The following is a 21,321-nucleotide window of genomic DNA, read 5'->3' on the forward strand; positions in this document are numbered from 1 at the left end:
CGTCGCGCGGTCCCCATGCGGGGGCGGCGCGTCCGGTGATCATCGCCCGGGTGCTGATCGGTGCCATCCCTGGCACCGGGCGGTGCCGCGGCGACGATCTCCACGAGACGAGCGCGCGCCCGTCGCGGCGCCGGCGTCCGTCGTCACAGCAACCGGGTCGCGGTGATCCGCCACGGCTCCGCCGGGCCCGTGCGGTCGAGGCGTAGGGCGAGGGCCCGCGGCCGTCCGGCGACCGGGACGGTCGCGCAGACCTCGGCGGCGTCCGGGTGTGGGTGTGCCACGTGCACCCGGGTCCGTCGCTCCGGGGCCACGCCACAGCCCGGCGCACCCACCCGCCCGGCGCGTGCCGTCGAGCCGAGGCGCGTGGCCCGGCCCGGAGACGTTCCCGCCGGTCCGCCCGGACCGCGCCGCACGACGGGGGAGCCGGGGCGCGCGGCCTGCAGGTAGCGGACCACCGTCGGTGTGGCGACACCGTCGAGCTGTGCCGGTGTCCGTCGCCCGGCGAGGACCTCGCCCACCAGCCGGACGAGCTCCGCCGCGCGGGCCCGGGCGCGCTCGGCGTCCGCCGGCTCGGTGACCGGGATCGGCAGATCCGCGGGCGGCCGGACGACGCCGGGCGGCTCGGCGCCGCCGGGCGCCCGCATCCGGAAACCACCCGGCAGCACGACGACGGTGCCGGGAGCGAGCTCGCGGGGGACGTCGTCGAGGCATCCCGCCAGCACCACGACCGGGCCGGGAGGCGTCTCCGCGACGTCGGGGCCGTGGTGCGGTGTGGCGTCCGGGCGGGTCGGTGCGGGGGCGGCGGTCGTCGTCACCGGTCCAGCGTCCGGTCCGTCGTGGTGCCGGGGCCGGATCCGGAGGCGATCGGACGCGCCTCCGTGCGCGCGCACACCGTACGGCGGCACACTGTTCGCAGCCGCATCGTTCGCAGCCGCAGCGTTCCGCGCCCGGCTCGCCCGTGCCGGGCCGTGCGCGCGTCTAACCTGCCGCGATGCCCGCCGCCCCGCGCCCGGACCCCGTCTCCGCGCCGCTGGACTCGCCGTGCCCGCTGCCGGATTCCGGGTCGGTGCCACCGATGCCGCCCCCGGTGCCGGATTCCGCGTCGGTCCGCCTGGACCCGGCCCGCCGCCCGCTGCCCGATTCCGCGTCGGTGCCCCTGAACTCGCCGCGCCGGCTGCCGGGATCCGCGTCGATCCCGTCGGTCCCGCCGATCTCGCCGCGGCCGGTCCCGCCCTCCGCGCCGCTGCCGCTCACCCCGCCCCGCCTGGTCCCGGCGCCCGGCGACCAGGAGGGACCACGTGCCGCGTCGCCGGGACCGCGGACCGCCCTGCCCGACCTGCTCGCCCGGGCCGGGGCCGCGGTGCTCGCCGACCGCCGTCGTCGCGCGGCCGCGCACGGGCTGGGGCTGACCGCGCTGAGCGTGCTGTGCGTGCTCGCCCGCACCGACGGTCTCGCCCAGCGCGAGCTGGCCGCCCGGGCCGGAGTCGGCCCGGCGACCCTGACCCCGGTGCTGGACGCCCTGGCCGGCGACGGGCTCGTCCGCCGCGGGGTCGACCGGGGTGACCGGCGGGTCCGCCGGGTGACGATCACCCACGCCGGGCGGGACCGCGTGCGCGCCACCGTGACCGGGACCGCCGGATGCGACCCCCTGTTACCCGACCCTCCTCCGGCGCACGCCGCGGCCGTCCGCGAGTATCTCCTCGCGGTGATCGCCGGGCTGGAGCAGGATCACCGGGGCGGGTGACGCGCGAGGGGGGACGGAGATGGGACGAGCCACGGTCGAGGTCGTCGACCTCGTCAAGCGCTATCCGAAGGCGGACCGCAACGCCGTCGACGGGCTGTCGTTCGAGGTCGCGGAGGGCGAGGTCTTCGGACTGCTCGGCCCGAACGGTGCCGGGAAGACCACCACCGTCGGCGTGCTGACGACGCGGGTGATCCCCACCTCCGGCAGCGCGCGGGTGGCCGGGCTCGACGTGCGCGCCGACGCGGTGGCCGTCTGCGCGAAGCTCGCCGTCGTACCCCAGATCCAGAACCTCGACCGCGCGCTCGGCGTCCGGGACAACCTGGTCTTCCACGCCGCCTACCACGGTGTCGGCCGGGCCGAGCGCAACGCGCGCGCCGACACCCTGCTCGACCGGATGGGCCTGGCGGACAAGGCGAAGGCGATCGCGGACAACCTGTCCGGCGGGCAGGCACAACGGGTGATGATCGCCCGCTCGCTCATGCACAAGCCCGAGGTGCTCTTCCTCGACGAGCCCTCCACCGGCCTCGACCCGCAGGCGCGGCTGTTCGTGCACGACCAGATCCGCAGCCTGCGTGACGAGGGCGTCACCGTCGTCCTCACCACGCACGACATGGACGAGGCACACAAGCTGTCCGACCGCATCGGCATCGTCGACCACGGCCGGCTCCTCGCGCTGGACACCCCGGACGAGCTGGTCCGCGCGCTGCCGGGCAGCGCGACCGTCGAGGTCCTCGCGGTCCCCGGGCCCGGCGGCATCGACCCGGTGCGGGACGGGCTGGCCGGGCTGGCCGGCGTCGTCCGGGTCGAGAGCCCACCGGGCAGGAGCGACGACGTCGGCGACGACGGCCTGGACCCGGCCGTCGCCCTGCGGCTGTCGGCGACCTGCGATCCCGCCACGCTGCTCGCCCCCGTCGTCGACGTGCTCGGCCGGCACGGCGCGCTCGCCCGCGACGTCCGGCTCGGCCGCGCCACCCTCGAGGACGTCTTCATGGACCTGACCGGCCGGGACCTGCGGTGAGCGGGCGCGCGTTCCTCGCGGTACTGCGCCGCGACATCTACGTCACCGGCAAGGAACTGCCGTCGTTCCTCGCCCAGGTGCTGGTGCAGCCGTTCTTCTTCCTGCTGGTGTTCGTGGTCGTCCTGGGCCGGGGCGGGTTCATCGCCGAGGGCTACGGGGAGATCATGCTCCCGGGCCTGATCGCGCTGAACGCGATGTTCGGCGCCCTGCAGAGCGTCACGCTGCCGCTGGTGCTCGAGCTGTCCTGGACCCGCGAGATCGACGACCGCATCCTCGCCCCGATGCCGGTCTGGGCGGTCGCCGTCGAGAAGATCGTGTTCGCCGCGCTGCGTGGTCTGCTGGCCAGCGTGCTGATGGTGCCCATCGGGATGGCGATGGTCGACGTCGACTGGTCGGCGGCCGGGATGGCCGTCGCGTTCGTGATGATGGTGCTGGGCGCGCTGGTGGGCGCCTCGGTGGGGCTGACGCTGGGCACCATCGTGCCGCCGCGGCGGATCACGGTCATGTTCGCGGTGGTCTTCACACCGCTGCTGTTCACCGGCTCGGTGCAGTACCCGTGGCTGAGCCTGGACGACCTGCGCTGGTTCCAGGTGCTGTCCGCGCTGAACCCGCTGACCTACGTCAGCGAGGGGATCCGGGCCGCGCTGGTGCCGCACGTCCCGCACCTGCCGCTGTGGATCTGCCTGCTCGTGCCGGTGGGGGCGATCGCGCTGTTCACATTGCTGGGCATCCGCGGGTTCCTGAGGCGGGCTCTCGACTAGGGAATGAACCCGGCTGCCGGCGGGTTCGGAGCCTCCATGACAGCCATCAGCATCATCGGGTTGGGCACCATGGCCCGGACACTGGGCACGCTCGCCCTCGGGGCCGGCCACGACGTGCAGTTCCTCGGCCGCGACGCCGGCCGGGCCGCCGCGGTGGCCGCCGAGCTCGACGGCGGGACCGGGACCGGCCGGGCCACTGCCGCGGCGGTCGGCGACGGCGCGGTGGACGGCGGGATCGTCGTCCTCGCGGTGCCCTACCCGAGCGCCGCCGAGGTCGTCGCCGGGTACGGGGAGGCGCTGGTGGGGCGGGTCGTCGTCGACCTCACGAACCCGTTCGCCCCGTCCTTCGCCGGGCTGGTGACCCCGCGGGAGAGCTCGGGCGCGCAGGAGATCGCCGCCGCCGCGGCCCCCGGCGTGCGGGTGGTGAAGGCGTTCAACACGATGTTCGCCGGTGTCCTCGCCGCGGCGCCCGGCGCCGAGCCCCCGGTCGACGTGTTCGTGGCCGGTGACGACGCGGACGCGAAGGCCGCGGTCTCGTCCCTCGTCTCGAGCCTGGGGCTGCGCCCGCTCGACGCCGGCGAGCTGACGGAGGCGCACTGGCTCGAGGGGATGGGGCTCGTCCTGGTCCAGCAGGCCGGACGCCTGGGGGACTTCTCGCTCCGGATCAGGATTGCGGCGTGATCACCCTGCCGGGCCGGGGCGGGCGGTAGCGTCGCCGGGGTGGCGGAGACACGCACCCTGCGCGGCCTGATCGTCGACTACGGCGGGGTCCTCGACGAGCCCGGTGGCACCGAGCGGTTGCTCGACTACGCCCGGCGCGCGGCCGGGGCGGGGGTGCGGACGGCGCTGTTCTCCGGCGCGCACGCGGTGCCCGACGAGTGCGCCGAGGCGTTCGGCACGGTGCTGCTCGGCGCGGTGCGCGGGGCCCGCAAGCCCAGCCCGGAGGCCTTCGCCGCGGCGGCCGCCGAGATCGGCCTGACCGCGGCGGACTGCGTCGTCGTCGACGACACCGGGGTCTGCGTCCGCGGTGCCGTGGCCGCCGGCGCGGTCGGCGTCCAGCACGTCACCGCCGGGATGACGCTCGCCGAGCTGGAGATCCTGCTGGGGGTCCCGGCCGCGGGCTGACCCGCCCCACGCGGTGGCTGGCGCGGCCGTCGAGGCCGTGACGTGCCGAGGCGCCGCCCGCGGGGTGCGGACGGCGCCTCGTGTCAGATCTCGGCCGGTCCGGTAGGGGACCGGCGCGCTGTCAGCGCGGATTCACGTTCCGCTGCGCTTCTCTCAGCGCTGCGGCGGCGGGTTCTGGCCCGGCTGCCCGCCCTGCGGCGGCGGAGCCTGCCCACCCTGCGGCGGCGGGTTCTGGCCGGGCTGCCCCTGGCCCGGCTGCCCCTGCTGGGCGGTGGTGTCACCCTCGCCGGTCCGCTCCCGCGCGAACTTCGTCGCGGCGTCGACCTTGTCCTCGTGACCGGCGAACTTGCCCTTCGCCGCGTCCCCGGCCTTGTTGACCGCCTGGTCGACCTTGTCGTCGTGCTTGCCGAGCATGTCCTTGGCCTTGTCCAGGAAACTCATGGCGGCCATGGTGGACCGCTCAGTCCAGTCGTGCACGACGGGACGGTCCTCCGGTCGGGTGAAGGGATGCGTCCGTCACTCCACGGAGCCGGGCGTGTTCCGGACGGAGGTCGTCGACCCGGGTCACCCCGATCAGCTGCAGGGTGCGCTCGATCTCGCCCCGCAGGATCTCCACCGCGCGCCGTACCCCGGCCTCGCCGCCGGCCATCAGGCCGTACAGGTAGGCCCGCCCGACCAGCGCCGCCCGGGCCCCCAGCGCGACGGCGGCGACGACATCCCCGCCGTGCAGGATGCCGGTGTCGACCAGCACCTCCGCGTCGTCGCCGAGCTCGTCGACGACCGGCGTGATCAGCTCGGCCGGGACGGGGCCCCGGTCCAGCTGGCGGCCGCCGTGGTTGGACAGCAGGACGGCGTCGGCGCCCGCGTCGACGACCCGCCGGGCGTCGGCCACCGACTGCACGCCCTTGATCACCAGGTTGCCCGGCCAGGTCTCCCGCAGCCACGCGACGTCGTCCATGGTCAGCGCCGGGTCGAACACCCTGTTGATCAGCTCGAAGGGGGTGCCGCCGCCGGCGGTGAGGCTCTCGAACGTCAGCGGCTCGGTGGTGAGCAGGTCGAACCACCAGCGCGGGTGCCGGGCACCGTCGGCCAGGGTGCGCAGCGACAGCGCGGGCGGGATGGACAGCCCGTTGCGGGCGTCGCGGAGACGGTTGCCGCCCACCGGGGTGTCCACGGTCAGCATCAGCGTGTCGTACCCGGCGGCCTCGGCCCGGGCGACCAGGTCGCGGGCCACCGAGCGGTCCCGCCACAGGTAGAGCTGGAACCAGTGCCGCCCGCCGCGACCGGCGGCGGCGACGTCCTCGATCGACGTCGACCCCATCGTGGACAGCGCGTACGGGATCCCGGCCCCGGCCGCGACGGTGGCGACCGCACGCTCGCCGGCGGTGTGCATCATCCGCGTGAACCCGGTCGGGGCCAGCGCGAGCGGCAGCGCCGACCGGGCGCCGAGGACATCGCGCCCGGTGTCGACCTTCGACACGTCGTGCAGGACGCTCGGCGCGAACTCGACCGAGGACCACACCTCACGGGCGCGGCGCAGGCTCACCTCGTCCTCCGCGGCGCCGTCGGTGTAGTCGAACACCGCCCGGGGCGCCCGCCGCCGGGCCAGCCGTCGCAGGTCGGAGATGCTGGCCGCCCGGGCGAGCGCGGCCGCCGTCCGGTCGAGGGTGAACGGGGCCGGCCGCAGCAGCGGCGCCAGCTCGGACGGGCGAGGAATGCGACGTCGCACCATGAACGTCAGGGTAGGCACGTACCGTGCAGGGATGTCGATCCTGCGAACGGGCGCGCACCCGCGCGTCCCGGTCATCGCGTCCCTGGTGCGGATCATCACCGGCGTGCTGTTCGTGTACTTCGGCATCCCGAAGTTCACCGACCACGCGGGCTGGGTCGCCGGGTTCGGGACGTTCGGGCTGCCCGAGTCGTCGCTGCTGGTCTACGCCACCGGGGCGGTCGAGGTGCTCGGCGGGATCGCGCTGGCCGTCGCGGCAGGCGGGGCGGTGGGCACCCGGATCGTCGCCGGGGTGCTGGCGCTGACCATGGTCGGGGCGACGGTGTTCGGCGGGCTCGTCGGCGGCAGCACGGAGTCGCTGGTCCTCGCCCCGGCGCTGCTGCTGGCCTGCGGCGTCGTCGCGTGGACGACGGCCGGCCCGGCGCAGCGATCGACTCAGCGGCGTCGCAGCATCTCGTAGGCCGCGACCGCGCCGGCCGAGGCGACGTTCAGCGACTCCACCCCGCCGAACATCGGCAGCGACAGGATGCCGTCGCAGCGTTCCCGCACGGCGTCGGTGAGCCCGTCGGTCTCGTTGCCCAGCACCAGCGCGGTCCGGTGCGCCAGCGGCGCGTCGAGCAGCGAGTCGCCGCCGGCGTCGAGGCCGAACACCGAGAACCCGGCCCCGTGCATGAGGTCGATCCCCTCGGCCGCGGTCGCGCAGCGCAGCACCGGCGCGGCGAACGCCACCCCGGCCGACGCCTTGATCACCAGCGGGTCGATCGCCGGCACCCCGCGGCGGGGGAGCAGCACGCCGTCGAGCCCGGCGGCGGTGGCGCTGCGCAGCAGCATCCCGACGTTCGACGGGTTGGTGACGGCGTCGAGCACCAGGACCGCGGCCGGCCGGCGGGTTCCGAGGTCGCGGAGGAACGGCGCCAGCGGTGACATTCTCGGGGCGACGACGTCGGCGAGCACCCCCTGGTCGTGCCGCCCGTTCCCGGCCAGCACCTTCACCCGCTGCGCGGTGGCCCGTTGCACGGTCACCCCGCGCCGGCGGGCCGCCCCGGTGATCTCGCGCTCGCCCGGCCCGCGGACGGTGTCGGCGAGCACCACCTTGTCGACGTCCAGCCCGTCGTCGGCGAGTGCCTCCAGGACGGGCTTGCGGCCGTAGACGGTGATGAAGCGATCCTTGGGGGACACAACCGGGTCGGTCACGGCGGTCACGATCCCACGCGCACGTAGGATCGCGGCCATGCCGTCCCGGCTCTCCGCGCTCGACGCCTCCTTCCTCTATCTCGAGGAGGCCACGACACCGATGCACGTCGGTGGGCTGGCCGTGTTCGACCGTCCCCGCGACGGCTTCGACTACGACCGCCTCGTCGAGCTCATCGAGCAGCGGCTGTCCCTGGTGCCGCGCTACCGGCAGAAGGTCCGGCACGTCCCGGGCAACCTGGCCCGGCCGGTGTGGGTGGACGACCCGGAGTTCGACGTCACCTACCACGTGCGGCGCTCCGCGCTGCCCCGCCCGGGCAGCGAGGACCAGCTGACCGACCTGGTCGGACGGCTGATGTCCCGGCCGCTGGACCACTCCCGCCCGCTCTGGGAGATGTACCTGATCGAGGGGCTGGCTCCCGCGGGCCCGCGGGACAAGGGCAGGAGCGACGGCCGGGTCGCGATCCTCACCAAGACCCACCAGGCGATGGTCGACGGCATCTCCGCGATCGACATCGGCCAGGTCATCCTGGACGTGTCCGCCGAGCCGCGGGAGACCCCGGACGAGCTGTGGATGCCGCGGCCGGAGCCGACCGACGGCCAGCTCGTACTGGACGCGATCGGCGAGGCGGTGACCCGGCCGACCGAGGCGGTGGAGAACGTCCGCGTCGCCGCGGGGGACGCGCTGGCCACCGTCGGCAAGCTGGGCCGGGCGGCCGGCACGGTGCTGACGATGGCCCGCACCGCGGGCCGCCGGGCACCCGGCCTGCCGCTGAACGCCGAGATCTCCACCCAGCGCCGGTTCGGGCTGGCCCGCACCGACCTGGAGGACTACCGCAAGGTCCGGGCCGCCTACGGCTGCGACGTCAACGACGTGGTGCTCGCGGTGATCGCCGGTGCGCTGCGGCCCTGGCTGATGTCGCGCGGCGAGCCGGTCGGCGGGTCGTCTACGGTGCGGGCGCTGGTGCCGCTGTCGGTGCGCGGCGAGGGCGACGTCCCGAGTTCGGCGACCGGCAGCTCGCTGGGAAACCGGGTGGCGTCGTTCCTGGTCGACCTACCGGTGGGCGAGCCCAGCCCGCTGGTCCGGCTGCACCAGGTGACCCACCAGATGCGCGAGCACACCGACACCGGCGACGCCGTCGGTGCCGACGCGCTGGTCCGGATCGGCGGGTTCGCCCCGCCGACCCTGCACGCGGTCGGCGCGCGGGCGGCGTCCGGGATGTCCCGGCACTTCTTCAACCTGGTCGTCACCAACGTGCCGGGCCCGCAGTTCCCGCTCTACGCGGCCGGGGCCCGGATGCTGGAGATGTTCCCGGTCGTGCCGCTGGCCAAGGGCCAGGCGGTCTCGATCGGCCTGACCAGCTACGACGGCGGGGTCTACTACGGACTCAACGGCGACCGGGCCGCGATGGGTGACATCGAGGTGCTCGCCGGGATGGTGAACGAGTCGCTCGACGAGCTGCTCGAGACGCTGCGGGCCTAGCTGCGCGCTGGGCCCGCGAGAGAGGACGCGACGAGACGTGCGGATCTACCTTCCCGCGACGTGGCCGATGCTGGCACGCACGGTGTCGACCGGGAGCTTCGAGCCGCTCGGGGGCACCGGCTTCGCGCTGACCCCGAAGCTGCGCGAGTCCTACACCGCGGGCGACGACGAGGAGCTGGAGTACGCCGCGATGAGCGAGGCCGCGCGCGCCTCGCTGCGGCTGCTCGCCGTCGAGTTCGGGCTCGGGGAGGACGGCACCCCGCCCCGGCGGGTGGTCGTCGCGGCCGACACCGACGATGTCACGCTGCGCCCGGACCTGGACGACGGCGCGGTCCGGGTGAGCGGTCCGGTGCCGGTCGCGAAGATCGCCGCGGTGCACGTCGACCTGCCGGAGGCCGAGCACGCCGTCCGGGAGGCCGCGGGCGCGGTGGACAAGGCGGACCTGGGCGACCTGGACGCCGAGTTCCTGGTCGGCGAGGCCGAGGACCACGACCTGGCCTGGTACGCCCCGTCCGAGCTGGCGTTCCTGGTCGAGCTGGGCTAGGAGCCCTCGACCACCGGCGGCTCGACGACCACCGGCTCGCCCCAGTCCCGGTAGCGGGTCAGCAGGTCGACCGTCCCCGCGTCGGGCAGCTGCTGGCGGATCCGGCCGCGGATCGGCCGCTGGTCGGCGTCCAGCCAGAGCTCGGCGCTCAGCCGGGTGCTGCCGGCCCGCTGCTGAGCGGCCAGCGCGTCCCGCCGCGCCTCGTCGGGCTCGGCCTCGATCGCCCGGCCCAGGTCGACCAGCAGGGTGTAGTGCACCGCGGGCTCGCCGTCGACCTGGTCGTCGACGGCGTCGGAGACGAGGACCGCGTCCGGGTAGCGGGCGACGGCGGCGAGCGGGTCGGCGCCCGCGGCGACGTTCGTGGCGACGGTGGCGTCGACGACGGCGTCCGGGGGCAGCGGCGCCCGGCCGATCTCGGCCCAGTCCGCGCCGGGCGGCTGCAGCCAGGTGCGGGCCGCGGCGCGCACGACCCCGGTGCTGCGGCCGCCGTCGCCCTCGGGGCCCCGGCGCAGCGTGAGGCGCACGGCGGGTCCGGCGTCGGGCCCGCTGCCGTCGTACCGGAGCGCGCCGTCGCCGGTCACCGGGGTCGGGCCGCCCGGCCCGTCGAGGGTGCCGGCCACCGAGACGACCGCGCCGACGTCGGTCCGCATGCGGTTCGTGACGTCGGTCAGCAGCGGGGCCGGGTCGTAGTACTTGGGCAGTGACACCGCGTCCGGCGGCCGGTCCGCGCCGGGCGGTCCGCCCCACGCGCACCCGGTCAGCAGCGCTGCGCAGAGCAGCAGCGGGGTCAGTGACCGGAGCAACCGGGTGCGCGGCAGCGCTCGCCGTTCCCGCACCTGTCGGTCCCCCTCATCCCGCGTGCAGCGCCACCAGGATCCGGCGCAACGCCCCGAGTCTGCCCCCGGGCAGCGCGCCGGTGGCGACCAGGTCGTCCAGTGCACATTCCGGGTCGGCGGGCGGCCCGAGATGACCGCAGCCGCGGGGGCAGTCGTCGATCGCGGTGGCCAGGTCGCCGAACGCGGCGACGACGTCGTCCGGCCCGACGTGCGCGAGGCCGAACGACCGGACGCCGGGGGTGTCGACCACCCAGCCGTCGTCGAGCGGGAAGGCGAGCGCCGCGACCGTCGTGTGCCGGCCCTTGCCGACGCCCGACAGCCGCCCGGTGGCCTGGCCGGCGTCCGGGACGACCGCGTTGACCAGCGTGGACTTGCCGACGCCGGAGTGCCCGACCAGCGCACACAGCCCGCCGGTGAGCACCGCGCGCAGCTCGTCGAGCCCGGTGGGGGCGCCGTCGGCACCGCGCCCGGTGACCACGATCGGCACGTTCAGCTCGCGGTACTGCGCGGCGAACGGTCCGGGGTCGGCGAGGTCGGACTTGGTCAGGCACAGCACCGGTTCCAGCCCCCCGGCGTAGGCCGCGACCAGGCAGCGGTCGACGAACCCGGTGCGCGGCGGCGGGTCCGTCAGCGCGGTGACCACGAGCAGCCGCTCGGCGTTGGCGACGACGATCCGCTCGTACGGGTCGGTGTCGTCGGCGGTGCGCCGCAGCACGGTGTCCCGGTCGGCGACGCGCACGATGCGGGCCAGCGTGTCGGGCTCCCCGGACAGGTCGCCGACCAGGTCGACCCGGTCCCCGACGACGACCGGGGTGCGGCCGAGCTCGCGCGCCCGCATCGCGACGACCTGGGGCAGGTCCGGGTCGGCGTCCACGGCACACGTCCAGCGGCCCCGGTCGACGGCGGTGACCATCGCGCGGACGGCGTCGGCGTGCGCGGGCCGGCGCTTGCTGCGCGGCCGCGTCCCGCGCCGGCCGGGGCGGACCCGGACGTCGGTCTCGTCGAGCGCGTGGACGTCGCGGCGGCGGGGCACTCCTCAGCGTCCCTCGGGGGCGCCGAGCAGGGCGGCCCAGCGGCCGGGGAAGTCCGGGATGGTCTTGTCGGTGCTGTGCACGTCGTCGACCTCGACCCCGGGCACGACGAGGCCGACGATCGCCCCGGCGGTGGCCATCCGGTGGTCGGCGTAGGCGCCCCACGGCCGGTCGGCCCGCCCGGACAGCGGCGTCGGCTCGACGACCAGCCCGTCGTCGGTCTCGGTGACGGCGCCGCCGAGCGCGTTGATCTCGGTGGCGAGCGCGGCGAGCCGGTCGGTCTCGTGGCCGCGCAGGTGCCCGATGCCGCGCAGCCGGGACGCACCCCCCGCGAGCGCGGCGATCGCGGCGACCGTGGGCGCGAGCTCGCCGGCGTCGTGCAGGTCGACGTCGATCCCGGCGATCCGGTCCGGGCCGGTGACGGTCAGGCCGGCGGCGTCGCGGGTGACGGTCGCGCCGAACCGCTCCAGCACCGGCAGCACGTCGGCGCCGGGCTGGGTGGTGGTCTCCGGCCAGCCGCGCACGGTGACCCGCCCGCCGGTGACGACGGCGGCGGCGAGGAACACCGACGCGTTCGACAGGTCCGGCTCGATCGTCCAGTCCCGTACGGCGACCGGGCCCGGTTCGACCCGCCAGACGTCCGCCGTCGAGTCGTCGACGACGACCCCGGCCGCGCGCAGCATGTCGACGGTCATCGCGATGTGCGGCATCGAGGGCAGGGCCGCGCCGCGGTGGCGGACCGTCACCCCCTGCTCGTAGCGCGCGCCGGACAGCAGCAGCCCGGACACGAACTGGGACGACGCCGACGCGTCGATCGTCACCTCACCACCGCGGACCGGGCCGCCGTCCTGCAGGAACGGCAGGGCGTCGGCGGCGCCGGAGAAGGAGACCCGGGCCCCGAGGTCGCGCAGCGCGCCGAGCACGGTGCCCATCGGGCGCTCCCGGGCGCGCGGGTCGCCGTCGAACCGGACCGCTCCGGAGGCCGCCGCGGCGGCCGGGGGCACGAACCGCATGACCGTGCCGGCCAGCCCGCAGTCGACCTCGGCCGGGAACTCGGGGGTGCCGCCGCGCAGCCCGCCGTGCGCGTCGACGAGCACGGTGTCGCCCTCGGCCGTGACCGGAACGCCGAGGGCGGCGAGCGCGCCGGTCATCAGCGCGGTGTCCCGGGTGGGCGGGGCGCCGTCGACCCGGCACGCGCCGCCGGACAGCCCGGCGAGCAGCAGTGCCCGGTTGGTCACCGACTTCGACCCGGGCACGGACACCGTGCCGGTCACCGGGGCTGCGGCGGTGGGGGCGCTCCAGTTGCTCACGGCCCCATCTTTCCGCACGTGGAAGACTGGGACGCATGTGCGGCCGTTACGCCTCCACCAAGGCCCCCGCCGATCTCGCCGACGAGTTCCGCGCCGTCGACGCCACCGCCGAGTCCGCGCAGCGCGCGGACTACAACGTGGCGCCGACCAAGGACATCACCGTCGTCGTCGAGCGTCATCCCCGTGACGAGGACGGGAACGCCGACACCGACAGCGTCGAGCGCTCGCTGCGCACGGTGCGCTGGGGCCTGGTGCCGTTCTGGGCGAAGGACCCCTCGGCCGGCGCGCGGATGGTGAACGCCCGCTCGGAGACGATCACCGAGAAGCCGGCGTTCCGCCGGGCCGTGGCGTCGCGGCGCTGCCTGTTCCCGATGGACGGCTGGTACGAGTGGCAGCGGCACGACACCGAGCGGAGCTTGCGGAGCGAGAATCGGCACCGGCCCAAGAGCCAGGGCGGCTCGGGCAAGCCGACCAAGCAGCCCTACTTCACGCACTACACCGACGACGCCACCCTCGCGATGGCCGGGATCTGGGAGTTCTGGAAGCCCAAGGACGGTGAGCTCGCCGAGAAGTACCCGGACGGCCTGGTCACCGCCTGCGTGCTCACCACCGGGGCGGTCGGCGCGCTGACCCAGGTGCACGACCGGATGCCGCTGGTGCTCGCCCCGTCGGACTGGGACGCCTGGCTCGCGCCGGACTCCTCGGCGTCCGACGTCCCGGTGGCCCGGCTGCTGGCCCCGCCGTCGCCCGAGCTGGTGTCCACCCTGGACATCCGCCCGGTGTCACCGCAGGTCAACAACGTCCGCAACAACGGCCCCGAGCTGCTCGACCGGATCCCCGACGACCAGGTGCTCGAGCCGATCCAGCTCGACCTGCTCTCGTGAGCCCGGGCGGGCCGGGGAGCGACACGGTCCTCGAGATCGACACCCCGCGCGGGACGGCCCGGGTGACCCGGCATCCGGCCTCGTCGCCCACCCACCCGGCCCCGCGCGGGCTGCTGCTGCTCGGGCACGGTGCCGGCGGCGGGATCGGCGCGCCCGACCTGGTCGCGGCCACCGGCGCGGCGACCGCCGCCGGGTTCGACGTCGGGCTGGTCGAGCAGCCCTACCGGGTGGCGGGCCGGCGCGCCCCGGCCCCGGCCGGGCACCTCGACGAGGCCTGGACGGCCGTCGCCGACGCGGTGCGCGGCGACCTGCCGCTGGTGCAGGGCGGGCGCAGTTCCGGGGCCCGGGTCGCCTGCCGGACGGCGGCCGCGACCGGCGCCGTCGCGGTGCTCTGCCTCGCGTTCCCGCTGCACCCGCCGGGGAAGCCGGAGCGGACCCGGCAGCCCGAGCTCGACGGTGCCGGCGTGCCGGTGCTCGTGATCCAGGGCCGCGGCGACCGGTTCGGTGTCCCCGGCGACGGCCCGGGCCGGCGGGTGGTGCTGCTCGAGGGCGACCACGGGCTGAAGAAGCAGCACGCGGCGCTCACCGGGACCGTCGGGACCTGGCTGGCCTCCCTCGACCTCACCCCGGCGACACTCACCCCAGCGGCACCGGCCGGTCCAGCAGCGCCGGGATCTCCGCCGGCGTGACCGGGGTGGCCAGGTAGTAGCCCTGGCCGACGTCGCACCCCAGCACGCGCAGCCGGGCGGCCTGCTCCGCGGTCTCGACCGACTCGGCGACCGCGACCAGCCCGAGCGTGTGCGCGAGGTCGATCATCGCGGAGAGGATCACCGGGTTGTCGACGTCGCGGCCGTCCGCGGTGTCGGTCTCCGCGTCGGAGGTGCCCCGGGCGCTCACGAACGACCCGGCCAGCTTCAGCACGTCGACCGGCAGCCGGTGCAGGTAGGACAGGTTCGAGTAGCCGGTACCGAAGTCGTCGATGGCGATCCGCACGCCGAGCCGGGCGAGCGCGTCGAGCGCCGCGATCGGCCGCCCGCCCGACGACATCAGGTCGCTCTCGGTCAGCTCCAGCTGCAGCGAGCCGGCCGGCCAGCCGGTCTCGGCGAGCACCGCGGCGATGCGGTCGACGGCGTCGGGCTGGCGGAGCTGGCGTCCGGAGACGTTCACGCTGAGCACGAACTCCCGGGAACCGTCGGCCTCGACGCCCGAGCGGCCGTCGAGCCAGGAGCGTGCGTCGAGGCAGGCGCGCCGCAGCAGGTGCAGCCCGAGCGGCACGATCAGCCCGGTCTGCTCGGCGAGCGGGATGAACACGTCCGGGCCGAGCCGCTCGCCGTCGGCGGTGCGCCAGCGGGCCAGCGCCTCCACCCCGCGGACGCGGCCGTCGCTCAGTGACACCAGCGGCTGGTAGTCCAGCTCGAACTCACCGTTCTCCAGCGCGCTGGGCATCCGGCCGGCCATCTCGAAGAGTGCGACGTCGGCGCGGTGCCGGCGCGGGTCGAACACCGCGACCCGGTCCCGGCCGTCCCGCTTGGCCCAGTACATCGTGGTGTCCGCCGCCTGCATCAGCTCGGCGGCGCCGCAGCCGCACCGCCCGGCCGGGCAGTCGCCGCAGCCCGAACGCGGGCGGGCGACGATGCCGATACTGGCCGACACGACGACGTCGCGCCCGCGCAGCGGCACCGGTGTCCGGACCACCTCGAGGGCGCGCTGCGCGACGGCGGCCAGGTCGTCGTCGCCGGCGCACTGGTCCACGAGCACCACGAACTCGTCGCCGCCCATCCGGGCGACGATGTGGCCGTCCGGGGAGAGGCCGCGTTCGAGGCGGTGCGCGACGGTCGTCAGCAGCTGGTCGCCGGTGTCGTGGCCGAGTGTGTCGTTGACCGCCTTGAACCCGTCCAGGTCCAGGTAGCAGACGCCGACCGCGGCCGGGGTGTCCGGCGGGACCCGGTTCAGCGCGTCGAGCGCGGCGGTCAGGTGCCGGAAGAACAGTGCCCGGTTCGGCAGCCCGGTCAGCGGGTCGTGCTCGGCCTGGTGCTGCAGCCGGGACTGCAGGTGGTGCCGCTCGGTGACGTCCTCGACCATCGCGACGAGGTAGCGCGGCGAGCCGCCCGGATCCCGCACCAGCGTGACGACGAGCTCGGTCCAGATCTGGAAGCCGTCCTTGCGGAAGTAGGCCTTCTCCAGCCGGACGTGGTCGACCTCGCCCGCGGTCATCGCCTGGATCCGCGGCCAGGCGTCGGGGGTGTCGTCGGGGTGGATGAAGTCGAAGATCGAGCGGTCGAGCAGCTCGGAGGCGTCGTAGCCGAGCATGTCGGACAGCGCGGCGTTCACCTCCAGGATCCGGCCGTCGACGTCGGCGACGCTGATCCCGATCAGGGCGTGCGCGAACACCGCGCCGTAGCGGGCCTCGGAGGCCCACCGGGCCGCCTCGGCGACGCCGCGCGCGGAGAACGCGGCCGCGCTGATCCGCTCCTGCTCGATACGGGTCCGTTCCTGCAGGGTGCGGGCGTAGCCGTCGGACAGCGCGCCGACCACGGCCGTGAACCTGCGCAGGCCGTCCGGGGTCCGGGCGCGGTCGGCGAAGTGCTCGGCGAGCACGTCCAGCGAGCAGCGCAGCGCGGCGGGGTCGGTCAGGTGCGCGGCCACGAGGTCGGCGCCGATGCCCGCGGCGAGCCCGGGATCGGCGTCCCCGTCGACGGTCGCGACGACCCGGCCGGCCGTGCCGGTGAGGAACCGGCGCAGTTCGGCCCGCGCGGTCGACACGAAGCCCCCGTGCACGATCGCCGCCGTCCACGCCTCCGCGAGGCGTTCGACGTCCCCGGACGGCGCCGCGGGCGCGGGGGCACCGGCCCGGGGCGGGTCACCGGGCCGGGGGAGTGGGGTCGCAGCCACTGCTACGTGTCGCAGATCAGAGCCGGGCGACCCCGGCCACGCCGGGATAGCGTTCCGCTTCCGGCCCGACCGGGGACTCGGGCCGCCACGCCGGGATCCGCACCACGCCGGGGTCGAGCAGCGTCAGGTCCCCGAACAGCGTGCGGACCTCCTCGACCGACCGCATCCGCATCGCGTTCGGCGACCGGTCCCGGTTGTAGATCGACTGGGCGCTGTCGGCCGCGGTGTTGCCCTCGTTGCTGGCGTGGCTGATGACCAGGTGGCTGCCCGGCACGGTGGCGTCCATGTAGGACCGGATGATCCCCGCGGGGTCCTGGGAGTCCTGCACGAAGTGCAGCACCGACACCAGCAGGACGGCGACCGGCCGGTCCAGGTCGAGGTGGGCACGCAGCAGGGGGTCGGCCAGCAGGCGTGCGGGGTCGGTCAGGTCCGCGGCCACGACCTCGGTGCGGTCGTCACCGGAGAGCAGCGCACGACTGTGGACGGCGGCGATCGGGTCGTTGTCGACGTAGAGCACCCGCGAGTCGGGCACCTCGGCCGCGGCGATCTCGTGCACGTTGCCCGCGGTCGGGATGCCGGAGCCGAGGTCGAGGAACTGGGTCACGCCCTGTGCGCAGAGGTAGCGCACCGCCCGCCGGAGGAACGCGCGGTTCGCCTGCGCGACCGACGCCATCTCCGGCAGCACCTCGAGCACCTGGCCGGCGAAGCGCCGGTCGGCCTCGAAGTTGTGTGATCCACCGAGGTAGTAGTCGTAGACCCGGGCCACGCTCGGCCGGGTCATGTCGACCTCCTCGGGAGCCCATGCAGGCCTCTCCATTTCCGTTCCCCCGCAACCGTTCCTCGACGAACCCCGAAGGCCCGACCCTACTGGGCGCGGCCTCGGTCCGGGGGTCACGCGGGCGGGTGTCGATCAGCCGGGCGACTCCGGCCTCGCGATCGGCGCGACGACCGCGCCGGTGAGCGTCACCAGGTCGGCGGGGGCGAGCTCGATCTCCAGGCCCCGGCGCCCGCCGGAGCAGAACACGGTGGGGTGCTCGCGGGCCGACGCGTCGAGCACGGTCGGCAGCCGCGTGCGCTGGCCCAGCGGGGAGATCCCGCCGGCGACGTAGCCGGTGGTGCGTTCCGCGTCGGCGACGACGGCGAGCACGGCCTTCTTGCCACCGGCCGCGGCGGCGAGCGCCTTGAGGTCCAGCTGCGTCGAGACCGGGACGATCCCGACCGTCATGACGCCGTCCACCAGGGCGATCAGCGTCTTGAAGACCCGCCGCGGGTCCTGGCCCATCGCCTCGGCGGCCTCGGCGCCGTAGCCGGAACCGGGGCCCCGGCCCTCCCCGTGCGGGTAGGTGTGGATCTCGTGCGGGACCTTCCGCCTGCTCAGCAGGGCCGTCGCCGGAGTCCCCTTGCCTGCCATCGTCGTCGTCCTCTTCTCCTGCGCCGTCCGGGCGGAACCTACGGGAATGCGCTCCCCGCCCGCACCGTTGTTCCGACCGTGTGCACAGCAGTGATGGACGCGCCCGCCGGGTCCGCGACCGGCCGTCGCCGGCGGGAACGCGTACTCTCCGACGGGTCGTTCGCGCCGGTGAACCGCACCGGCGGGCGGCTCGTGTCACTGGAGAGGGGACCCTTGCCGGAGCAGCAGCCGGAGCAGGACGAGGCTCGCGCCACCCGCGACGCGGACGGACAGCCGGTGCAGGACGTCGGCGCGGCCGACGCCGAGGGCAACCGCGCGCCCACCGACGAAGGCGTCGAGGAGCGCACCGCCCGCTTCGAGCGGGACGCGATGCCGCTGCTCGACCAGCTCTACGGCGCGGCGCTGCGGATGACTCGCAACCCGTCGGACGCCGAGGACCTGGTGCAGGAGACGTTCCTGAAGGCCTACTCGGCGTTCGGGTCGTTCCGGCGCGGCACGAACCTCAAGGCGTGGCTGTACCGGATCCTCACCAACACCTACATCAACGGCTACCGCAAGCGGCAGCGTCAGCCGCTGCAGGCGCCGACCGACGAGATCACCGACTACCAGCTCTCCCAGGCCGGCGAGCACAGCTCGACCGGGCTGCGCTCGGCCGAGGTGGAGGCGCTGGACGCGCTGCCGGACGACCAGGTCAAGGAGGCGCTGTCCGCGTTGCCGGAGGACTTCCGGATGGCGGTGTACCTGGCCGACGTCGAGGGGTTCGCCTACAAGGAGATCGCCGAGATCATGGGCACCCCGATCGGCACCGTCATGTCGCGGCTGCACCGGGGCCGTCGGCAGCTGCGCGACATGCTGACCGACGTCGCGCGCGAGCGCGGGTTCGCCCGCGGCGGCGACCGGGGTGAGCAGGAGGTGACCGCGTCGTGAGCACGCACGAGCAGAACCCGCTCGCCGGCGACACCACCGGCTGCGGCGAGGTGCTGGCCGAGGTCTGGATGTTCCTGGACCGCGAGTGCGACCCGGACCGCCGCCAGGTGCTGCAGCAGCACCTCGACGAGTGCGCCCCGTGCCTGGCCGAGTACGGCATCGACGAGAAGCTCAAGGCGCTGCTGGCCCGCAAGTGCGGTGGCGAGGCCGCGCCGGAGTCGCTCAAGGACCGGCTGCGCACGCAGATCCGCTCCGCGGTGCTGGAACAGGCGCAGGTGACGGTCGAGTCCGGGCCGGAGGGAACCAGCGTGTCGGTGTCCCACCGCCGCACCGAGGTCCACCGCCGCGAGGCCTGAACCGGACGTGCGAGAGGGCGGGCACCGGGGATCCGGTGCCCGCCCTCTCGGCGTCTGGTGCGGCGACTCAGGTGTTCGGCTTCTTGCCGTGGTTCGCCTTGTTCTTCCCGCGGTCGCGGCGCTTGCGGGCACGCTTCGACATGCTGGGCCTCCTTGTCTCACTCGGCTTCGCGCGCAGGCCCGCCGGTTCACGGGAGCGCGTGGCGTCGATTCTCGCATGTGATGGGATGGGCGATCGTGACCACGCTGAGCGAGCTGCTCGCCGAGCACACGACCATGGACGGCGAGACCGCCGACCACCTGCAGCGGGTGGTGGGCGAGTGGCAACTGCTGGCGGACATGTCGTTCGCCGACTTCCTGCTGTGGGTGCCGCTCGACGACCTGCACGCCCCGGACCACCCCGACGACGGCGCCCCGCGGGCGGCGACCGCGCAGTTCCTCTGCGTCGCGCAGGCCCGTCCGACGACGGCGCCGACCGCGCACCCGGACGACGTCGTCGGCCGCCGCGCGGTCCCCGTCGAGGTCGGGCAGCTGCGCCGGGCGGTGCTGGAGGGCCGGATCTGCCGCGACGACGACCCGCGCTGGCACCTGGAGGTGCCGGTCCGCCGGGAGACGATCCCGGTGCGCTACAAGGGCCGGACGGTGGCGGTGCTGTCCCGCGACACCAACCTGTCGACGCCCCGGGTGCCGAGCCCGCTGGAGATCGCCTACCTGGGCAGCGCGTCGGACCTGTGCCAGATGATCGTCGACGGGACGTTCCCGCCGCAGTCCGGACCGCCCGGCAGCGCCGAGGGCAGCCCGCGCGCCGGGGACGGCCTGGTCCGGCTCGACGTGCACGGCAACGTGGCCTACGCCAGCCCCAACGCGCTGTCGGCCTACCACCGGATGGGGCACGCCAGCGACGTCGCCGGCGGGGACCTGGCGGCGACGACCAAGGCGCTGGTGCTCGACCCGTTCGACGCCAAGGAGGTCGCCACCCGGATCACCGACGCGCTCGGCGGCAGCCCGTCGACCCGGATGGAGATCCGCGGGCGCCGGGCGACGATGCTGGTGCGGGCGATGCCGCTGCGCCCGCGCGGGGACGCCGCCGGGGCGCTGGTCCTGGTCCGCGACGTCACCGACCTTCGCCGCCGCGACGAGGCGCTGCTGTCCAAGGACGCCACCATCCGGGAGATCCATCACCGGGTGAAGAACAACCTGCAGACGGTGGCGGCGCTGCTGCGGCTGCAGGCCCGCCGCAGCGAGCACCCGGAGGCGAGCCGGGCCCTGGAGGAGTCGGTCCGTCGGGTCACCTCGATCGCGCACGTGCACGAGGCGCTGGCCTACTCGGTCGCCGAGGTCGTGGAGCTCGACGAGCTGCTGCCCAAGGTGCTGCCGGCGATCCGGGACGGGGCGACCGCGGAGTCCCGGGCCCGGGTCCGGGTGCGGACCGGGTTCGGCGCGCTGCCGGCGGAGAAGGCGACGCCGCTGGTGCTGGTGCTGGCCGAGCTGGTGCACAACGCGCTGGCGCACGCCTACGACCCGGGCGCGGCCGGCGAGGTGCTGGTCAGCCCCAAGCGCTCGGCGAGCCGGCTGGAGGTGTCGGTGGCCGACGACGGTCACGGGATGCCGGCGGACTTCGACTTCGAGACCTCGAAGGGGCTCGGGCTGCAGATCGTGCGCACGCTGCTGCGTTCGGAGCTGGAGGCGACGATCGCGGTCTCGGCGCGGGACGGCGGCGGCACGGTCGCCGCCGTCCGGGTACCGCTGGGCGGTTCCTGAGCCGCTGCGGGCGGCCGGTCGGGCGGGAGCCCGGGGTGACGGGCGAGTGGTGCGTTCGTCCCTGGGCGGTCGGCCCGGTGCGGCGGAGCGCACACAGCCGTCACTGCGGGTGACCCGGGGCGTGGGGAGAGGCCCGAGGGGCAGGGGATACGCTCGATCCGTGACCGTTGATCCCGGTGCCGTGGTCGCGCCGGCACCGTGGTGGACGGTCGCACCCGGGGTGGCAGATCACCCCGGACACACCTCGGGCCCGTATCCGGTGGCGTCCGGCTACGGGCCCGAGGTCGGGGGAGCTGTTACTTCTTCTGTCTCTCCGCT

24 protein-coding genes are annotated in these 21,321 nt (G+C 75.2%); 13 read left to right on the forward strand and 11 right to left on the reverse strand.

The window, feature by feature from the left end; all coding sequences use genetic code 11:
* Positions 1-143: 143 nt before the first annotated feature.
* Positions 144-815: an Rv3235 family protein gene (locus WIS52_RS09700; RefSeq protein WP_349297796.1), complete on the reverse strand. Its 672-nt coding sequence runs from the start codon at positions 813-815 to the stop codon at positions 144-146.
* A gap of 176 nt (positions 816-991) precedes the next feature.
* Between WIS52_RS09700 and WIS52_RS09705 the strand changes: the two genes are divergently transcribed.
* The 5 genes from WIS52_RS09705 to WIS52_RS09725 are packed head-to-tail and all read left to right on the forward strand — an operon-like array spanning position 992 to position 4,648.
* Complete coding sequence (locus WIS52_RS09705; RefSeq protein WP_349297797.1) at positions 992-1,744, forward strand: MarR family transcriptional regulator; 753 nt, start codon at positions 992-994, stop codon at positions 1,742-1,744.
* A 19-nt stretch (positions 1,745-1,763) separates the two neighbouring features.
* On the forward strand, positions 1,764-2,762 hold the full coding sequence (locus WIS52_RS09710; protein ID WP_349297798.1) for an ABC transporter ATP-binding protein: 999 nt from the start codon (positions 1,764-1,766) through the stop codon (positions 2,760-2,762).
* Positions 2,759-3,523 carry an ABC transporter permease gene (locus WIS52_RS09715; protein ID WP_349297799.1) on the forward strand — a complete coding sequence of 255 codons (765 nt, stop codon included), beginning with the start codon at positions 2,759-2,761 and terminating at the stop codon, positions 3,521-3,523. The genes WIS52_RS09710 and WIS52_RS09715 overlap by 4 nt, the downstream gene beginning before the upstream one ends.
* A gap of 36 nt (positions 3,524-3,559) precedes the next feature.
* Complete coding sequence (locus WIS52_RS09720; RefSeq protein WP_349297800.1) at positions 3,560-4,204, forward strand: NADPH-dependent F420 reductase; 645 nt, start codon at positions 3,560-3,562, stop codon at positions 4,202-4,204.
* Positions 4,205-4,243: 39 nt separating this feature from the next.
* Positions 4,244-4,648: an HAD-IA family hydrolase gene (locus tag WIS52_RS09725; protein WP_349297801.1), complete on the forward strand. Its 405-nt coding sequence runs from the start codon at positions 4,244-4,246 to the stop codon at positions 4,646-4,648.
* A gap of 153 nt (positions 4,649-4,801) precedes the next feature.
* Here the strand turns inward: WIS52_RS09725 and WIS52_RS09730 are convergent, their stop codons facing one another.
* Together WIS52_RS09730 and WIS52_RS09735 are read right to left on the reverse strand one after the other, a co-directional pair.
* Positions 4,802-5,089, reverse strand: a complete 288-nt coding sequence (locus tag WIS52_RS09730; RefSeq protein ID WP_349297802.1) for an antitoxin — start codon at positions 5,087-5,089, stop codon at positions 4,802-4,804.
* A gap of 19 nt (positions 5,090-5,108) precedes the next feature.
* Positions 5,109-6,380: an alpha-hydroxy acid oxidase gene (locus WIS52_RS09735; protein WP_349297803.1), complete on the reverse strand. Its 1,272-nt coding sequence runs from the start codon at positions 6,378-6,380 to the stop codon at positions 5,109-5,111.
* A gap of 31 nt (positions 6,381-6,411) precedes the next feature.
* Here WIS52_RS09735 and WIS52_RS09740 point away from each other — a divergent pair, with 31 nt between their 5' ends.
* Positions 6,412-6,837 carry a DoxX family protein gene (locus WIS52_RS09740; protein WP_349297804.1) on the forward strand — a complete coding sequence of 142 codons (426 nt, stop codon included), beginning with the start codon at positions 6,412-6,414 and terminating at the stop codon, positions 6,835-6,837.
* On the opposite strand, the gene WIS52_RS09745 is transcribed toward WIS52_RS09740, so the two are convergent.
* Positions 6,813-7,610, reverse strand: coding sequence for a TrmH family RNA methyltransferase (locus tag WIS52_RS09745; RefSeq protein ID WP_349297805.1), 798 nt, complete (start codon positions 7,608-7,610; stop codon positions 6,813-6,815). The two genes, WIS52_RS09740 and WIS52_RS09745, sit on opposite strands and share 25 nt — an antisense overlap.
* On the opposite strand from WIS52_RS09745, the gene WIS52_RS09750 reads away from it, so the two are divergent.
* Positions 7,609-9,051, forward strand: a complete 1,443-nt coding sequence (locus WIS52_RS09750; protein ID WP_349297806.1) for a WS/DGAT/MGAT family O-acyltransferase — start codon at positions 7,609-7,611, stop codon at positions 9,049-9,051. The two genes, WIS52_RS09745 and WIS52_RS09750, sit on opposite strands and share 2 nt — an antisense overlap.
* Before the next feature lie 37 nt (positions 9,052-9,088).
* Positions 9,089-9,595 carry a DUF6912 family protein gene (locus WIS52_RS09755; RefSeq protein ID WP_349297807.1) on the forward strand — a complete coding sequence of 169 codons (507 nt, stop codon included), beginning with the start codon at positions 9,089-9,091 and terminating at the stop codon, positions 9,593-9,595.
* Here the strand turns inward: WIS52_RS09755 and WIS52_RS09760 are convergent.
* From WIS52_RS09760 to aroA, 3 genes are read right to left on the reverse strand one after another with little or no spacing between them, the layout of a single operon-like run.
* The gene (locus WIS52_RS09760; RefSeq protein WP_349297808.1) at positions 9,592-10,431 is read right to left on the reverse strand and encodes a hypothetical protein; all 840 of its coding nucleotides are present in this window, start codon (positions 10,429-10,431) and stop codon (positions 9,592-9,594) included. The genes WIS52_RS09755 and WIS52_RS09760 overlap by 4 nt on opposite strands.
* A 13-nt stretch (positions 10,432-10,444) precedes the next feature.
* Positions 10,445-11,464 carry a ribosome small subunit-dependent GTPase A gene (gene rsgA / locus WIS52_RS09765; RefSeq protein ID WP_349297809.1) on the reverse strand — a complete coding sequence of 340 codons (1,020 nt, stop codon included), beginning with the start codon at positions 11,462-11,464 and terminating at the stop codon, positions 10,445-10,447.
* 3 nt (positions 11,465-11,467) lie between these two features.
* Entirely contained in the window at positions 11,468-12,772 is a 1,305-nt protein-coding gene (gene aroA / locus WIS52_RS09770; RefSeq protein WP_349297810.1) for a 3-phosphoshikimate 1-carboxyvinyltransferase, read from the reverse strand.
* Positions 12,773-12,807: 35 nt separating this feature from the next.
* Between aroA and WIS52_RS09775 the strand changes: the two genes are divergently transcribed.
* Together WIS52_RS09775 and WIS52_RS09780 are read left to right on the forward strand one after the other, a co-directional pair.
* On the forward strand, positions 12,808-13,656 hold the full coding sequence (locus tag WIS52_RS09775) for an SOS response-associated peptidase (RefSeq protein ID WP_349297811.1): 849 nt from the start codon (positions 12,808-12,810) through the stop codon (positions 13,654-13,656).
* Positions 13,653-14,345, forward strand: a complete 693-nt coding sequence (locus tag WIS52_RS09780) for an alpha/beta hydrolase family protein (protein ID WP_379612046.1) — start codon at positions 13,653-13,655, stop codon at positions 14,343-14,345. The genes WIS52_RS09775 and WIS52_RS09780 overlap by 4 nt, the downstream gene beginning before the upstream one ends.
* Here WIS52_RS09780 and WIS52_RS09785 read toward each other — a convergent pair.
* The 3 genes from WIS52_RS09785 to ybaK all read right to left on the reverse strand — a co-directional run bounded on the left by WIS52_RS09785 (position 14,293) and on the right by ybaK (position 17,959).
* Positions 14,293-16,548: a putative bifunctional diguanylate cyclase/phosphodiesterase gene (locus WIS52_RS09785; protein WP_349297812.1), complete on the reverse strand. Its 2,256-nt coding sequence runs from the start codon at positions 16,546-16,548 to the stop codon at positions 14,293-14,295. The two genes, WIS52_RS09780 and WIS52_RS09785, sit on opposite strands and share 53 nt — an antisense overlap.
* A 16-nt stretch (positions 16,549-16,564) precedes the next feature.
* Complete coding sequence (locus tag WIS52_RS09790) at positions 16,565-17,365, reverse strand: SAM-dependent methyltransferase (protein WP_349297813.1); 801 nt, start codon at positions 17,363-17,365, stop codon at positions 16,565-16,567.
* 93 nt (positions 17,366-17,458) lie between these two features.
* Positions 17,459-17,959, reverse strand: coding sequence for a Cys-tRNA(Pro) deacylase (gene ybaK, locus WIS52_RS09795; RefSeq protein WP_349297814.1), 501 nt, complete (start codon positions 17,957-17,959; stop codon positions 17,459-17,461).
* A 276-nt stretch (positions 17,960-18,235) separates the two neighbouring features.
* Here ybaK and WIS52_RS09800 point away from each other — a divergent pair, with 276 nt between their 5' ends.
* Both WIS52_RS09800 and rsrA read left to right on the forward strand, forming a co-directional pair.
* Positions 18,236-18,886, forward strand: coding sequence for a sigma-70 family RNA polymerase sigma factor (locus WIS52_RS09800; RefSeq protein WP_349297958.1), 651 nt, complete (start codon positions 18,236-18,238; stop codon positions 18,884-18,886).
* Positions 18,883-19,242, forward strand: coding sequence for a mycothiol system anti-sigma-R factor (gene rsrA / locus WIS52_RS09805; protein ID WP_349297815.1), 360 nt, complete (start codon positions 18,883-18,885; stop codon positions 19,240-19,242). Before WIS52_RS09800 ends, rsrA begins: the two co-directional genes overlap by 4 nt.
* 67 nt (positions 19,243-19,309) lie before the next feature.
* Here the strand turns inward: rsrA and WIS52_RS31675 are convergent, their stop codons facing one another.
* A complete protein-coding gene (locus tag WIS52_RS31675; protein WP_379612052.1) occupies positions 19,310-19,384 on the reverse strand; it encodes a 50S ribosomal protein bL37 in 75 nt (24 codons plus the stop codon).
* Between the two features lie 95 nt (positions 19,385-19,479).
* Between WIS52_RS31675 and WIS52_RS09810 the strand changes: the two genes are divergently transcribed.
* Complete coding sequence (locus tag WIS52_RS09810) at positions 19,480-21,003, forward strand: sensor histidine kinase (RefSeq protein WP_349297816.1); 1,524 nt, start codon at positions 19,480-19,482, stop codon at positions 21,001-21,003.
* The last annotated feature ends 318 nt before the right edge of the window (positions 21,004-21,321 follow it).

It is taken from the genome of Pseudonocardia nematodicida, assembly GCF_040105385.1.
Lineage (GTDB): Bacteria > Actinomycetota > Actinomycetes > Mycobacteriales > Pseudonocardiaceae > Pseudonocardia > Pseudonocardia nematodicida.

Excerpts from the sequence above, each read along its gene's own strand:
- WIS52_RS09705 (WP_349297797.1), top strand. The coding sequence starts at position 992 with ATGCCCGCCGCCCCGCGCCCGGACCCCGTCTCCGCGCCGCTGGACTCG.
- WIS52_RS09710 (WP_349297798.1), top strand. The coding sequence starts at position 1,764 with ATGGGACGAGCCACGGTCGAGGTCGTCGACCTCGTCAAGCGCTATCCG.
- WIS52_RS09720 (WP_349297800.1), top strand. The coding sequence starts at position 3,560 with ATGACAGCCATCAGCATCATCGGGTTGGGCACCATGGCCCGGACACTG.
- WIS52_RS09730 (WP_349297802.1), bottom strand. The coding sequence starts at position 5,089 with ATGAGTTTCCTGGACAAGGCCAAGGACATGCTCGGCAAGCACGACGAC.
- WIS52_RS09735 (WP_349297803.1), bottom strand. The coding sequence starts at position 6,380 with ATGGTGCGACGTCGCATTCCTCGCCCGTCCGAGCTGGCGCCGCTGCTG.
- WIS52_RS09740 (WP_349297804.1), top strand. The coding sequence starts at position 6,412 with ATGTCGATCCTGCGAACGGGCGCGCACCCGCGCGTCCCGGTCATCGCG.
- WIS52_RS09750 (WP_349297806.1), top strand. The coding sequence starts at position 7,609 with ATGCCGTCCCGGCTCTCCGCGCTCGACGCCTCCTTCCTCTATCTCGAG.
- WIS52_RS09745 (WP_349297805.1), bottom strand. The coding sequence starts at position 7,610 with ATGGCCGCGATCCTACGTGCGCGTGGGATCGTGACCGCCGTGACCGAC.
- WIS52_RS09775 (WP_349297811.1), top strand. The coding sequence starts at position 12,808 with ATGTGCGGCCGTTACGCCTCCACCAAGGCCCCCGCCGATCTCGCCGAC.
- WIS52_RS09790 (WP_349297813.1), bottom strand. The coding sequence starts at position 17,365 with ATGGAGAGGCCTGCATGGGCTCCCGAGGAGGTCGACATGACCCGGCCG.
- ybaK (WP_349297814.1), bottom strand. The coding sequence starts at position 17,959 with ATGGCAGGCAAGGGGACTCCGGCGACGGCCCTGCTGAGCAGGCGGAAG.